Here is a 13,132-nt window from a genome sequence, read left to right as displayed (position 1 = left end):
GACACTGCTGGCCTGCGGTGGGCCGGGTATGAATTATGACTAACGACGAACTCATCTGGCGAATCGCGGGAGGTTCCGGAGACGGAATCGACTCGACAAGTCAGAACTTTGCAAAGGCCTTGATGCGATCAGGGCTGAACGTATTCACGCATCGTCATTACCCGTCGCGAATCCGCGGTGGCCACACGTACGTCGAAATCCGGGCCGCTGAGGAAAACGTCAAATCGCGAGGGGACGGCTATAACTTCCTGCTTGCACTGGGTGACTCCTTCGCTCGGAACCCGAAGGAGGACGCCTATTACGGCGAGGAGGAACTCAAACCGCTTGAAGAAAACCTCGACGAACTACGAGAAGGTGGCATCATCGTCTACGACTCGGGAATGCTCGACAAGGACGATATCCCCGAGTTCGACGAGCGTGCCGAGGAGAACAACTGGCACGTCTTCGACATCAATCTCCGCGAGCTCGCCAAAGAACACGGCCGAGAAATCATGCGCAACACCGCCGGTGTCGGCGTCACCGCGGCGCTACTCGACATGGAACTCGACGAAGTCGAGAACCTCATGTCGGACGCTATGGGCGGCGACATGCTCGACGCCAACCTCGACGTGCTCCACGACGCGTACGAGATGACCAACGAGGAGTACGAGTTCGAGCACGACCTCCGCGTTCCGAAGGGCGAGCACGAGGAACAGCAGGTACTCGTCTCCGGGTCTAACGGCGTTGCGTACGGTGCGCTCGACGCTGGCTGTCGGTTCATCGCGGGCTACCCGATGACACCGTGGACAGACGTCTTCGCGATCATGTCCCAGAACCTGCCGGACTTCGGCGGTATCGCCGAGCAGGTCGAAGACGAGATCGCGGCAGCGGCGCTCGCAGTCGGTGCGAGCCACGCCGGTGTCAAGTCCATGTCCGGATCGTCCGGCGGTGGCTTCGCGCTGATGTCCGAACCGCTCGGACTCGCGGAGATGACCGAGACGCCGATCGTCCTGATCGAAGCGATGCGCGCGGGCCCGTCGACGGGTCTGCCGACCAAACCCGAACAGGGCGACCTCGAACACATCCTGTACACGAGTCAGGGTGACTCCAACCGCGTCGTCTTCGCACCGGCGGATCCCGCCGAGGCGTACGACCAGACGCGACTGGCGTTCAAGATAGCCTACGACTACCAGATCCCGGCTATCGTCATCATCGATCAGAAGCTCTCCGGCGAGAACCGCAACGTCGCCAAGAGCTTCTTCGACCGACCTGTCGATGCCGACCCCGGCAGCGTCCTCTCCGAGGAGGAACTCGCCGAGGCGGCCCACGACGCGTCGGGCAAGTTCAACCGCTTCCTCCACGACACCGACGACGGTGTCAGCCCGCGCTCGCTGCCTGGGCAGAAGGGCGGTCGCTATCTGGCAACCGGTAACGAACACAACAAGGCCGGTCACATCGACGAGGACCCCGACAACCGCGTCGCGCAGATGGGCCGTCGGATGCAGAAACTCGAGTCGATCCGAGAGGAACTCGACGACGAGCACGAGTCCACCCAGAGCTATCGCGGGCCGGAGGACGCTGACTACGGCCTCATCACCTGGGGGACTCAGCAGGGGACCGTCGAGGAAGCCGTCGACCGTCTCAACGAGAACGGCGTCTCCGTCAAGTCGATCGGCGTCAGCGACATGATGCCGTATCCGGCCGCAGAGATGACCGAGTTCCTGGAGAGCGTCGACGAGGCGATGATCGTCGAGATGAACGCCTCCGCACAGTTCCGCGGCCTCACTCAGAAAGAGCTCGGTCGCTTCGGCGAGAAGTTGACGAGCTTCCTCAAGTACGACGGGAACCCGTTCGAACCCGAGGAGGTCGTCGAAGCATTCGAGGCACAGATCAACGGCGCGGACGAATCGCCGGTAAACCGAACCGAGATTCGTTCCGCGGCGGGGGACTAAACGAGGAGATTCACATATGAGTGCATTCAACGCAATCGGTGAAGAACGCGAAATCGAGCGAGAGGAGTACACGCCCGGCATCGAGCCCCAGCCGACGTGGTGTCCTGGCTGCGGTGACTTCGGCGTCCTCAAGGCGCTGAAACAGGCACTGCCGGAAGTCGGTCGTACGCCCGAAGAGACGCTGCTTTGTACAGGTATCGGCTGTTCCGGGAAACTGAACAGCTATCTGGACAGCTACGGGTTCCACACCATCCACGGCCGTTCGCTGCCGGTCGCCCGCGCGGCAAAGCTGGCGAACCCCGGCCTCGAAGTCATCGCCGCTGGCGGTGACGGTGACGGCTACGGTATCGGTGGCAACCACTTCATGCACAGCGCCCGCGAGAACCACGATATGACGTATATCGTGTTCAACAACGAGATCTTCGGGCTGACGAAGGGACAGACGTCCCCGACCAGTCCCAAGGGCCACAAATCGAAGACCCAGCCCCACGGTAGCGCGAAGACGCCGATCCGACCGCTCAGCCTCTCGCTGACGTCCGGGTCGTCCTACGTCGCGCGAACGGCTGCGGTCAACCCGAACCAGGCCAAGGAAATTCTCGTCGAAGCCATCGAGCACGACGGCTTCGCACACGTGGACTTCCTGACCCAGTGTCCCACCTGGAACAAGGACGCAAAGCAGTACGTCCCCTACATCGATATCCAGGACAACGACGACTACGACTTCGACATCACGGACCGTCGCGAAGCGTCCGAGATGATGTACGAAGCAGAGGACGCCCTCCACGAGGGCGAAGTTCTCACTGGACGCTTCTACGTCGACGAGGACCGACCGTCCTACCAGGAAGAAAAGAAGGCTATCGGCGAGATGCCCGAGGAACCGCTCGCAGAGCGGTACTTCGACGAGGACTACGACTGGGACGACCAGCGGTCCTACGACCTGCTCGACCGACACGCCTGATCAGTTTAGCAACGGCCATTTTTTGCGCGTCCACCGTAGAGAAGCATTGCTCCTATCGTGTCGACACACCAACATCACTGGACTGTGTTCGTGCACCGCTACTGTCGGGGTAGCTACCGATCAATGGCCCGTAACAGACGCCGTCGTATGGTTACATTGGCAGATTCTACACTTCTTGGAATCGTCCACTCTTTGCAGCGAAGGTCCCTTAACGGATTCAAAAGATATTTTCCCTCTGCCGCAAAATATGTACGTATGAGTAGCGAGTCGACAGCAAACCGTATTCTCTCAGTTCTCGAAGAGGACGCCAAAGCGTCCTATGCGGAGATAGCGGAGCGGGCGGATGTCTCGAAGCCCACGGTTCGGAAGTATATCGATCAGCTCGAGGAGGACGGCGTCATCATCGGTTACTCGGCTGACGTCGATCCGAAGAAACTGGCGAGCAAGAGCATCGCGCTCGTGGGGCTAGACGTCGAGAGCGACGAGTACGTCGAGGCGACGCGTGAGATCAAGGAACTTGAGGAGGTAGAATCGCTGTACAGTTCGAGCGGCGATCACATGCTGATGGCGGAAGTCAGAGCCGCCGACGGAGACGATTTGGCGGACATCATCAGCGACAAACTGGTCGAAATCGAGGGCGTCACAGCCGCCCACCCATCGTTCCTGCAGGAACGACTGAAGTAACGCGACTCTCCGGGACGCGTTCGGGCCGTGGACGACCACGGGTGTTTTGCTGTCAGGCTCCCAAGCGTGGGTATGGCCGAATTTCGACGCGAGGTACGCGTGCACGCACCCCTTTCCGACGTCTGGGAGTTCCACTCGACCGAGCAGGGGCTCCTCGCACTGACGCCCGACTGGATGCACCTCGAAGTCGAGTCGGTGATCGGACCGGACGGCGAGCCGGATCCTGATATACTCGAAGCCGGCTCGGAGTTGCATATGTCCGTCCAGCCGTTCGGCGTCGGGCCGCGCCAGACCTGGACCTCCGTGATTACCGAACGCGAGGAGCGAGACGGTGCGGCCTGGTTCACCGACACGATGGAGGGCGGCCCGTTCGAATCGTGGGAACACACGCACTCGTTTTTCGCCGATGGAGAGACGACACTGCTCCGGGACAACGTCGAGTACGAACTGCCTTTCGGGGCGCTCGGCCGCGCGATAAGTCCGCTGTCGGGTATCGGCTTCGTGCCGATGTTCCGCAAGCGCCATCAGTTGACGCGAAACCTACTGGAGAGCGGTAGCTGGCGACAAAATCGGGAGTAGCGGCCGGTCGGGCAGTCGTCCCACTCGTCCACAATCTGTAAGCCGCTCCGACACGCCAGTCAATCCGTGTACCGGCGCGTGACGGACTGGACTGGCAAACACGTGTCGCCGATGGCGGCGCTGGCCGGAGCAGTCGTCGCGATGAGCGCCGCATCGATCCTGATCCGCTGGAGTGCCGCGCCGTCGAGCGTCGTCGCCCTCTATCGGGTGCTGTTCACGCTGGCGTTCGTCGTCCCCTTCGCCCTCGGCGAGCGCCGGGCCGAGTTCCGTTTGCTCTCCCGGCGGGATCTGCTCTCGGCAGTCGTCGCCGGGGTCGCCCTTGGCATCCACTTTGCGGCGTGGTTCGAGAGCCTGGAGTGGACGAGCGTCGCGGCCTCGGTTACCCTCGTCCAGACCCAACCGGTCTTCGTCGCCGTCGGCGCGTATCTCCTCCTCGACGAGCGGATCGACCGCCGGATCCTCGGCGGCGTCGCCCTGACGGTCTGTGGCGCGGCCGTGATGACGCTCGCTGACCCCGGCGCATCGGTGGCCGTCGAGGGGGACGCCCGCCTCGGGAACACGCTGGCGCTGGTGGGCGCAGTGAGCGCGGGCGGCTACGTGCTCGCCGGGCGCTCGATCCGCCAGCGTGTGTCCGTCTTTCCGTACGTTACCGTCGTTTACGCCAGTTGTGCGGTCACGCTACTCGCGGTCGTCGGCGCACAGGGCGCCCCGCTGCTCGGCTATCCGCCTCGGGAGTGGGTACTCTTTCTGGCGCTCGCGGTGGGGCCGGGACTGCTCGGTCATACGGTCGTCAACTGGGCGCTCGAACACGTCCGCTCGACGGTCGTCGGTATCACCATGCTGGGGGAACCGGTCGGCGCGACGCTCCTTGCGGTGCTCTTCCTCACGGAAATCCCCGCCGTGGGGACGCTCGTCGGCGGCGCGGTCGTTCTCGGCGGAATCTACCTTGCGAGCACGTCACGACGCAGTGACGGGGAGAGCGAGACTGTGACCGCGGGGATGGACTGAATCAGTCGGCGTACTCCGGGCGCTGTTCGTACTCGACCGGATCCCGGACGCCGATCCGCTGGAACGCTTCCAGGCGGAACTTGCAGGCATCACAGGTGCCACAGGCAGGCGCGTTTTCTCGATAACAACTCCAGGTGTCTTCGTAAGGAACGTCGAGTTCGACGCCGCGTTCTGCGATGTCAGTTTTCGACCACTCGACGAACGGCGCTTCGACGGTGATATCCGTCTCGGGTTTCGTTCCCGTGTCGACGACCGACTGGAACGCCTCGAAAAAGGCAGGACTGCAGTCGGGATAGCCGGAGAAATCCTCGCTGTGAGCGCCGATGAAGACGGCTTCGCAGTCGTTGGCCTCGGCGTAGGAGACCGCCATCGAGAGCAGGTTCGCGTTCCGGAACGGAACGTAGGTGTCGGGAATCTCGTCGTCTGGCGTCTCGACGGCGTCCTCGACGTCGATATCGTCGTCGGTGAGAGACGACGCACCGATGCGTTCGAGATGGCTCGTCTCGATCGCGAGAAACGCCTCGGCGTCGAGGCTCTCGGCGAGCGATTTTGCACACTCCAGTTCGCGGTCCTCGGTTCGCTGCCCGTAGGAGGTGTGAAGCAAGTAGAGGTCGTACCCGCGGTCACGGGCCTCGTAGGCGGCAGTCGCACTGTCCATTCCGCCGGAGGCTAGCACGACTGCTCCGGGGGACGATTCCGTGCTCTTCGAATCAGCAGTGGTCTCAGTCATGGTTGAGTGGGCGTATCGCAGTCGGCGTGAGCGCGACCCAGACACTGGCTTTCGTTGACCTTCGCCAGTTTGGGGACAGTCTCCGGGCGCTCTCGGTAGCGTCGACGCGGTCGAGGCGTTCGAGCAGAACATATACTCACATGCCAATAATACCTCGGTAATATCTATATCGTCTGTAACCCATCTCTCGTCGAAGCGCTCACCGCACAGCTTGGCCATGACCTCGTAGTCGTGCCCATGCAGACGGCTACATTTCTGGTCGTGATTGGGGAGCTATTGCCCGGTAATGTGCCGCACTGGTCCGTTACATCCGACATAGGATTCGCGGGTAAAATCCGTCACCATACTCACCGACGTCCCCGGCCGATCGGATACACTCGGACGTATCTCGAGCATATTGGAGTATTATATCTCTGAAAGTCGAACCTATTGGCTCGCTCTGGATCTCCCGCCTGTTACTCGTCGAGTTGGTCCTGTAGTTTGTTTTTCGCCTCCGAGCGCTTCTTGTACTCTACCGTCGGCGTTTGATCGGTGAAATCGAACGTCATGGTGTCGACTGTTCGTCGGTAGACGTTAGTCCGTCGACCTTCCTCGGACAACTGTCTCCCTTCACACCGCAGGAGTCCAGCATCTTCGAGGTCCTCGATCCGGCGGTAGCAAGTGGCGATCGGAACGTCGATTGCCTCGCCTAACTCCTGGGCGGAGGTCGGGGTTCGCGTGGCATTCAGGATCTCTACACTGTACTTTCCGCCGAGTGCCGAGAGGAGAACGTCCGGCGGGATCATTTCGCCGTCCGCGGTGTCGATAGACAGCATGCTAACCTAACTATCGCGTTATCAGATTTGAAGCTTGTGGCAAACAAGAGTGTCTAAACGAAGCCGGTGGTCAACGTTTTTAACGCTCCGGTGTGGATACTCTCGAAAGAATGTCGACGGAACTACCCGACAAGCTATTAAATATCGATGGGAAGGGTACCGACGACCGGGATCCCGAACCCGACGACGAGGGTGAGGACGAAGAGGAAGCACGCTTCGTCGTGTTCCGCATCGGTGGGACGGAGTACGGTCTCGAGGTCGAGCAGGTGCTGAGTGTGGTCGAGAGCGACGAATACACTCGACTGCCGCGCTCTTCCGAGGCTATCGATGGGCTGATCGACCTCCGGGGATCGATCACGGCAGTAATCGACCTGCGTATCTATCTTGATACTCATAACCGGGAGACAGAAGACCGGGATAGCCGGGTCATCGTGCTGGACCGTCCTGGCGATCAGCAGGGGGCCGGTCTCAGAGTCGACGAGGTGCTGGGTGTGGAATCCATTCCAGTGAGCAGTATCTTCCAGAAACCGTCGCCGGATGCGGACGTCGACGCGACCGCATTGTCGCACGCGCTGGTGAAAGCGGTGATCGCGCCCGCCGAAAGCAACCGAGACGAGCAGGTGTCCCTGATCGACCTCGAAGGGGTGATCCAGACGGCAAGCAGTAGTTGACAACGGCCGTGGAACCCGGTACTGGTGAATCGCACTATTTTCCGGTATCTACCTGATTTTCGGCGTTTGCGAGCATTAGCGTTCGGAATAGTCCGTTATCAAATCTGATAATATAAGAACAGCATTTATGTTGGTACTTCGCCAAGCCGTGCGTGGTGTATCAACTGAATGTCGACAGGGGTGCTCATCGTGGACGACTCTCATTTTATGCGGAATCTACTCAGACAGATTCTGGAAGAAGACTACGACATCGTGGGAGAGGCGTCCAACGGTGCTGAGGCGGTCAAGTTGTACAAAGAGCAGGAACCGGACATCGTGATGATGGACATCGTGATGCCGAAATGTAACGGGATCAAGGCGACGGCCGCGATCAAGAAGCTCGATCCCGACTCGCGCGTGATCATGTGTACGAGCGTGGGACAGCGTGAGAAAATGAAACTGGCCGTCAAAGCCGGCGCCGACGGCTACGTGACGAAACCGTTCGAGGAACCAAGCGTCAAAAAGGCGCTTAGAGACGTCGTTCCGGCATGACAAGCGTGCTCGTTGTCGATGACTCGCAGTTCATGCGGACAGTCATCGGCAGCATCCTCGCCAATCACGGCTACGACGTTAGCCGTGCGAGCAACGGCGAGCGGGCGGTCGACGCCGTCCGAGAGTACGAACCGGACATCGTGACGATGGACGTACAGATGCCGCAGATGGATGGCATCGAGGCAGTCGAACGGATCATGGCGGAGCATCCGACCCGAATACTGATGCTGAGCGCCCACACGGCCGACGGTGCAGACGCGACGCTACAGGCGTTATCGTCGGGCGCAATCGACTTCCTCGAAAAGCCAAGCGGTGAAGTATCGACCGATATCGCGGGGCTGGAGGATCGACTCATCGAAGCGATCGATGGGGTCGAAACCGCTGACATCTCCGCGATAGCTCGCTCACGGACGGCCGCCTCGGCACAGAGAGTCGGCGGTGCGGGCGAGGCGACGACCGGAGCCACCGGCACGGCGAACGCCCAACAGTCCGCAAGTCCCCGCCCTACCGATCCCAAGAGCGATCGAGCGGTCGGACGGGACGACGAAGCAGTTCCCGACGAGGACAGAACGTATCAGGAGCACCCCACGATCGTCGTCGGGGCTTCGACTGGCGGGCCGAAAATCATCGAGCAGTTGCTGTGCTCGCTGCCAATCGAACTCGACGCCCGCGTGTTGGTCGTCCAGCATATGCCCCCGGAGTTCACGGGGCGACTCGCCAAACGGCTCGACGACCTCTGTCCGTACCGCGTCAAAGAGGCCGAGGACGGCGACAGGATCTCCGGCGGCGAGGTGCTGGTCGCACACGGCGACCGACACATGCGGGTCGCGAACTCGGTTGCGGGCCGCTTGAAGATTCGACTCACTGACGAGGACCCCGTTCACGGCGTCAGGCCGTCTATCGACGTGACGATGCAGTCGGTCGCCGAGACCGTTGCGCAACCGGTCGTCGGTATCGCGCTCACGGGGATGGGAAAGGACGGCGCTACAGGGATCAGCGCCATTCACGAGGCAGGCGGGACGACGATAGCACAGGACGAGGAGACGAGCCCTGTGTTCGGCATCCCGAGACAGGCGATAGCGACTGGGGCAGTCGATCACGTGGCTCCCGCCGAGGGAATCACCGACCAGGTGGTCGACAGCCTTTCGACGGAGGTGACAACACATGGATGAGTACGTACGGGAGTTCGTTCAGGAGAGCGAAGAAGAGATCACGGAGTTGAACAACGCCCTGCTCACGCTAGAGCAGAACCCGGACGATGGCGAGGCGATGGATCTGATCTTCCGTACGGCCCACACCCTCAAGGGCAACGCCGGAGCGATGGGGTTCGACCGTGCGGAAGCGCTCGCTCACGTCCTTGAGGACCTTCTCGATGCAGTGCGGCGGGGCGATATCGATGTCTCCGCGGAGCTGATGGATCGGATCTTCGATGCCGTCGATCGGCTCGGCGAGATGATCGATGAGGTACCCGAACACGGATCGCCGCAGACCGATCCCGTCGAGACGATAGCGATGCTTCGGGAGCAACTCGAAGCCGCCGACACGCTGTCGACGCCGACCGACGGCGAGATCGATCGACTCCTCGGAGAATCGGCGTCGCCCGCTGACGCCCAGCACAACCAGTTCCACGTGCGACTCGACGTCGCCGAGGAACGCGAGCAACACGGCATGCTGGTCGTCGAAGCGCTGGAGGACGCCTTCGACCTCCTCGGTACGGCACCGCCCGAAGACGAGATCAGCGACGGCGAGTACGGCGGTAGCTTCGATGCCGTCTTCGCCAGCGCGGTCGGCGAGGAGTCGATCGCGGCCGCACTCGATCCCGTCGACGCGGTCGAAGACGTGATCATCGAGGACGTGACCGGCCGAACCGTCGCGGAACCGGCCGATAACGCTGATTCGACGAGCGGAAGCCCGATCGAGGAGGAGGCCGATCCCGACGATATGGAGGTTGACGATCTCCTCGACGAGTTCAGCGAGTACGACGACCTGGACGGGATGGTCGAAGAGATCGAAGACGTCGAAGGCTTCGACGACCTCGGCGATGCCGGCTCGTTCGACGACATCGAGGTCGGCGAAATCGAGGCCATCGACGATCCGGAAGAGCCCGATACGTCGGACGTAGCGGACGAGGAGGCCGAAGCGGACGCATCCGAGCCCGCAGACGAAGTCGAGGACGCCTCGGACACCTTCAAAGAGCTGAAAGCGGAGGTCGATCCTGTCGGCTTCGACGAACTGCAGGCCGAACTCGACGAACTGGAGTTCGAGGAGCTAGACGACGACGAGGTCAGTTTTGACGAACTCCTCGACGAGGAGGACCTCGGCGGCGACGATCCGTTCGCTGCAGGCGAGTTCGAGGACGACGATCCGTTCGGCGCTGGCGACGAGAGCGACGAACCGGGCGTCGACGAACTGCTTGACGAGGTCGAAGACCAGCCCGCAGGAGAGAACGACGAACCCACGGCTGATGTCGACGAGCCAGCAGTAGAGGCCGAAGCGCCTGCGGGTGAGGAAGAGTCGGCGCCTGCGGGGCTCGACGATGCAGACAGCGACATCGTCGATGCGGTCTCGGAACCGGAAGCAGGCGATGTGGAAGCGGAAGCGGGCGATGGAGAAGTGGAGGCAGGCGATGTGGAAGCGGGTGACGCAGAAGTGGAAACCGGTGATGTGGAAGCGGAGAGTAGCGAACCAGAAGCGGAGACCGCCGAAGCGGAAGTCGATGCTGACGACGAGACTAGCAAAGTATCACCCGACGACATGGGCTCTCTCGACGACGAGGAACTGTTCGCGGAGGGCGAGGCGGACGAGCCGGTCGCCGAAGAAGCCGGTCTCGACGACGTCGAAGTCAGAGACGTGGACGACACCGGGGAGAGCCCCGACCTCGATCTCGAAGATCCGTTTGCGGCACCGTCTGCGGATACCGAGTCGGAGCCAGCGGCTCCGCTGGACGCCGAAGACGATGCTGAGTCCGCTGTAGATGCCGGAACTGACGATACGGAAGTCAGCGAGGCAGGATCGTTCGGCGATCTCGACTTCGGCGATCCGGCCGATCCCGAAGCGGAACCGGAAGAGCTAGACGATGGCGGCTTCGGCTCCGCCGACGAACTCGATCTGTCGATGGATCTCGAAGAAGCCGAGGACGAACCGGCAGACGCCGAAGACGAGCCAGGGGACGCCGAAGCCGACTCGGCAGACGCGTCCGCCACCGTACCGGAGACGACGGCCGAACCCGAACAGTCGTCCGAGACGGCTGCTGATGCGGACGGATCGGCGACCGCCGAGGCATCAGTCAGTACGGAGCCGTCGGACGAAGCCGTCGAAGCGTCGGTCGAGTCCGTCGATCTGGATTCGGATGCCGACGCGGAAGAGGGCCCGCCGACCGAGATCACGGAGGCGGTCAAGGCCGACGACGCGACGGCCGACTACTCACAGCCGTCGGCCGCCGCAGGCACGGCCGTCGATACCGAAACGGTCCAGTCAGTGCGAGTCGACGTGGATCAGGTCGATCAGCTAATGAACCTCGTCGAGGGCCTCGTCTCGACGCGGGCGCGACTGCGACGCGCGGTCGACGCCGAGGAATCCCGCCGGGTCATCGACAGCGAAGTGGACGAACTAGACGCACTCACCTCCGAGCTACAGGATACGGTGATGGACGTCCGACTCGTTCCGCTGCAGAAGGTCGTCAACAAACTCCCACGCCTCGTCCGGGACATCTCCCGCGATCAGGACAAGCGCGTCACGCTCGATATGGAGGGCGAAGACGTGGAAGTCGACCGGTCGATCCTCGACGAGATCGGCGATCCGCTGATGCATATCGTCCGCAACGCTATCGACCACGGTATCGAACCGCCCGAGGAACGGGAAGACGCAGGCAAAGAGCCGAGCGGCACGATCGAACTCAGCGCCTGGCGCGAACGCGATCAAGTCGTCATCGAAATCGAGGACGACGGTCGCGGGATCGATGCCGACGAACTGGGTGACTCGGCAGTCGAGCAGGGAATCATCGGACGTGACGACCTGCTCGCGATGGAGGAGTCGGATATCTACGAACTCGTCTTCCATCCCGGCTTCTCGACGAGCGAGGAGGTAACCGACGTCAGCGGCCGCGGCGTCGGGATGGATGTCGTCGCCAGCACCATCGAGAGCCTCGACGGCGACGTCGGTATCGAGAGCGACCCCGGCGAGGGTACGACAGTCCGGATCGAGGTGCCGATCTCGCTCGCTATCGCCGACGTGCTGTTCGTCGAATCCGGTGGCGAGGAGTACGGCATCCCGACGCGGGTCGTCAGCGAGATCGGTCCGTCGGGATCGGTGTCGGTCGAAGACGGCCGCGAGGTCGTCACACGCGGCGAGACGGCCTATCCGCTGATCCGGCTGGACGAAGCCCTGGACACGCCCGAGCGCGGGCAGAACGGGGACGGGATGCTTGTACAGGTACGCGACGATGTCCGGCCGGTAGCGGTCCACTGTGATCGCGTCCGCGGACAGCAAGAAGTCGTTGTCAAACCGTTCGAGGGGTTCATCGGAAACATTCCCGGCCTCAGTGGCGCGACCGTGCTCGGGGAGGGCGACGTGGTGAACATTCTCGACGTCGAAACACTATGAGATACAGGTGACATTATGACTTTAATGGTCGACATTCGGAAGTTGAGCTTCATTAACGAGATGGCCAAGGTCGGGACCAACGGCGTGGCCGACAACATGGGCAAGCTGACCGGTGAGGACGCGAAGATGGAGGTCACGAAGACGAACTTCATCGACGTGGATGACCTCACCTCACAGCTCGACGAGGACAAGCGGGTCGGCGTCCGAGTCCGGCTCATGGAGCCGCCACACGGTCACATCCTTATCCTGTTCCCCGAGCAAAGCGCAAAGAAGATCACGGCGCTCATGCTGAACGACATGGTCGACGACATGTCGTCGGTCTCGGGCGAGATGGCTCGAAGCGCCGTCGAAGAGCTAGGTAACATGATGGCCAGCGGCTTCATCGACGGCTGGGCCGACGTACTGGGCACCACTATCGACATCGCCACTCCACAACTGGTGTACGCACCGGCCGCGGAGATCGTCGGACGGACGGCGAGTCTCGGCGAGGAGGATCTGGCGCTTTTCTTCGACTCCAGTCTCAATGTACCGAGTTACGAGATCGAAGCCGAGATCTACGCCTTCCCCGATCTCCAGGAGTTCGTCGAGATGGTCAACAGCATCGAAACGTCTTACTCGTAATC

Annotated in this window: 12 protein-coding genes; 10 read left to right on the top strand and 2 right to left on the bottom strand. The window is 61.8% G+C overall.

Features of this window, described 5'->3' with window-relative positions; translation table 11 throughout:
• Nucleotides 1-35: 35 nt before the first annotated feature.
• The 5 genes from ACFQL3_RS10635 (at nucleotide 36) to ACFQL3_RS10615 (ending at nucleotide 5,160) form a co-directional block, all read left to right on the top strand.
• On the top strand, nucleotides 36-1,931 hold the full coding sequence (locus ACFQL3_RS10635; RefSeq protein ID WP_377054054.1) for a 2-oxoacid:acceptor oxidoreductase subunit alpha: 1,896 nt from the start codon (nucleotides 36-38) through the stop codon (nucleotides 1,929-1,931).
• Between the two features lie 16 nt (nucleotides 1,932-1,947).
• Nucleotides 1,948-2,889, top strand: a complete 942-nt coding sequence (locus tag ACFQL3_RS10630) for a thiamine pyrophosphate-dependent enzyme (protein ID WP_377054052.1) — start codon at nucleotides 1,948-1,950, stop codon at nucleotides 2,887-2,889.
• Nucleotides 2,890-3,144: 255 nt separating this feature from the next.
• Nucleotides 3,145-3,573 carry an HTH-type transcriptional regulator LrpA1 gene (gene lrpA1 / locus ACFQL3_RS10625; protein ID WP_377054050.1) on the top strand — a complete coding sequence of 143 codons (429 nt, stop codon included), beginning with the start codon at nucleotides 3,145-3,147 and terminating at the stop codon, nucleotides 3,571-3,573.
• 72 nt (nucleotides 3,574-3,645) lie between these two features.
• A complete protein-coding gene (locus tag ACFQL3_RS10620; RefSeq protein ID WP_377054048.1) occupies nucleotides 3,646-4,152 on the top strand; it encodes an SRPBCC family protein in 507 nt (168 codons plus the stop codon).
• Between the two features lie 111 nt (nucleotides 4,153-4,263).
• On the top strand, nucleotides 4,264-5,160 hold the full coding sequence (locus tag ACFQL3_RS10615; protein WP_377057076.1) for a DMT family transporter: 897 nt from the start codon (nucleotides 4,264-4,266) through the stop codon (nucleotides 5,158-5,160).
• 1 nt (nucleotide 5,161) lies between these two features.
• Here ACFQL3_RS10615 and queC read toward each other — a convergent pair whose 3' ends face one another.
• Nucleotides 5,162-5,890, bottom strand: coding sequence for a 7-cyano-7-deazaguanine synthase QueC (gene queC, locus ACFQL3_RS10610; protein WP_377054046.1), 729 nt, complete (start codon nucleotides 5,888-5,890; stop codon nucleotides 5,162-5,164).
• A 455-nt stretch (nucleotides 5,891-6,345) separates the two neighbouring features.
• The gene (locus tag ACFQL3_RS10605) at nucleotides 6,346-6,705 is read right to left on the bottom strand and encodes an ArsR/SmtB family transcription factor (protein ID WP_377054044.1); all 360 of its coding nucleotides are present in this window, start codon (nucleotides 6,703-6,705) and stop codon (nucleotides 6,346-6,348) included.
• 110 nt (nucleotides 6,706-6,815) lie between these two features.
• Here ACFQL3_RS10605 and ACFQL3_RS10600 point away from each other — a divergent pair, with 110 nt between their 5' ends.
• From ACFQL3_RS10600 to ACFQL3_RS10580, 5 genes are all read left to right on the top strand, one after another.
• Nucleotides 6,816-7,376, top strand: coding sequence for a chemotaxis protein CheW (locus ACFQL3_RS10600; RefSeq protein ID WP_377054042.1), 561 nt, complete (start codon nucleotides 6,816-6,818; stop codon nucleotides 7,374-7,376).
• A gap of 168 nt (nucleotides 7,377-7,544) precedes the next feature.
• Nucleotides 7,545-7,907, top strand: coding sequence for a chemotaxis protein CheY (cheY, locus tag ACFQL3_RS10595; protein ID WP_377054040.1), 363 nt, complete (start codon nucleotides 7,545-7,547; stop codon nucleotides 7,905-7,907).
• A complete protein-coding gene (gene cheB / locus ACFQL3_RS10590; protein ID WP_377054038.1) occupies nucleotides 7,904-9,079 on the top strand; it encodes a chemotaxis-specific protein-glutamate methyltransferase CheB in 1,176 nt (391 codons plus the stop codon). The genes cheY and cheB overlap by 4 nt, the downstream gene beginning before the upstream one ends.
• Nucleotides 9,072-12,509 (top strand): ATP-binding protein, encoded by a 3,438-nt coding sequence (locus tag ACFQL3_RS10585; protein ID WP_377054036.1) that lies wholly within the window; start codon nucleotides 9,072-9,074, stop codon nucleotides 12,507-12,509. Before cheB ends, ACFQL3_RS10585 begins: the two co-directional genes overlap by 8 nt.
• A gap of 15 nt (nucleotides 12,510-12,524) precedes the next feature.
• A complete protein-coding gene (locus ACFQL3_RS10580; RefSeq protein ID WP_377054034.1) occupies nucleotides 12,525-13,130 on the top strand; it encodes a chemotaxis protein CheC in 606 nt (201 codons plus the stop codon).
• The last annotated feature ends 2 nt before the right edge of the window (nucleotides 13,131-13,132 follow it).

It is taken from the genome of Natronoarchaeum sp. GCM10025321 (assembly GCF_042663585.1).
Lineage (GTDB): Archaea > Halobacteriota > Halobacteria > Halobacteriales > Natronoarchaeaceae > Natranaeroarchaeum.
The sequence above is the reverse complement of the archived record's forward strand: the minus strand, read 5'-3'. Positions and strand labels throughout refer to the sequence as shown.

Excerpts from the sequence above, each read along its gene's own strand:
- cheY (WP_377054040.1), top strand. The coding sequence starts at position 7,545 with ATGTCGACAGGGGTGCTCATCGTGGACGACTCTCATTTTATGCGGAAT.
- ACFQL3_RS10585 (WP_377054036.1), top strand. The coding sequence starts at position 9,072 with ATGGATGAGTACGTACGGGAGTTCGTTCAGGAGAGCGAAGAAGAGATC.
- ACFQL3_RS10600 (WP_377054042.1), top strand. The coding sequence starts at position 6,816 with ATGTCGACGGAACTACCCGACAAGCTATTAAATATCGATGGGAAGGGT.
- cheB (WP_377054038.1), top strand. The coding sequence starts at position 7,904 with ATGACAAGCGTGCTCGTTGTCGATGACTCGCAGTTCATGCGGACAGTC.
- ACFQL3_RS10615 (WP_377057076.1), top strand. The coding sequence starts at position 4,264 with ATGGCGGCGCTGGCCGGAGCAGTCGTCGCGATGAGCGCCGCATCGATC.
- ACFQL3_RS10620 (WP_377054048.1), top strand. The coding sequence starts at position 3,646 with ATGGCCGAATTTCGACGCGAGGTACGCGTGCACGCACCCCTTTCCGAC.
- queC (WP_377054046.1), bottom strand. The coding sequence starts at position 5,890 with ATGACTGAGACCACTGCTGATTCGAAGAGCACGGAATCGTCCCCCGGA.
- lrpA1 (WP_377054050.1), top strand. The coding sequence starts at position 3,145 with ATGAGTAGCGAGTCGACAGCAAACCGTATTCTCTCAGTTCTCGAAGAG.
- ACFQL3_RS10635 (WP_377054054.1), top strand. The coding sequence starts at position 36 with ATGACTAACGACGAACTCATCTGGCGAATCGCGGGAGGTTCCGGAGAC.
- ACFQL3_RS10605 (WP_377054044.1), bottom strand. The coding sequence starts at position 6,705 with ATGCTGTCTATCGACACCGCGGACGGCGAAATGATCCCGCCGGACGTT.
- ACFQL3_RS10630 (WP_377054052.1), top strand. The coding sequence starts at position 1,948 with ATGAGTGCATTCAACGCAATCGGTGAAGAACGCGAAATCGAGCGAGAG.
- ACFQL3_RS10580 (WP_377054034.1), top strand. The coding sequence starts at position 12,525 with ATGACTTTAATGGTCGACATTCGGAAGTTGAGCTTCATTAACGAGATG.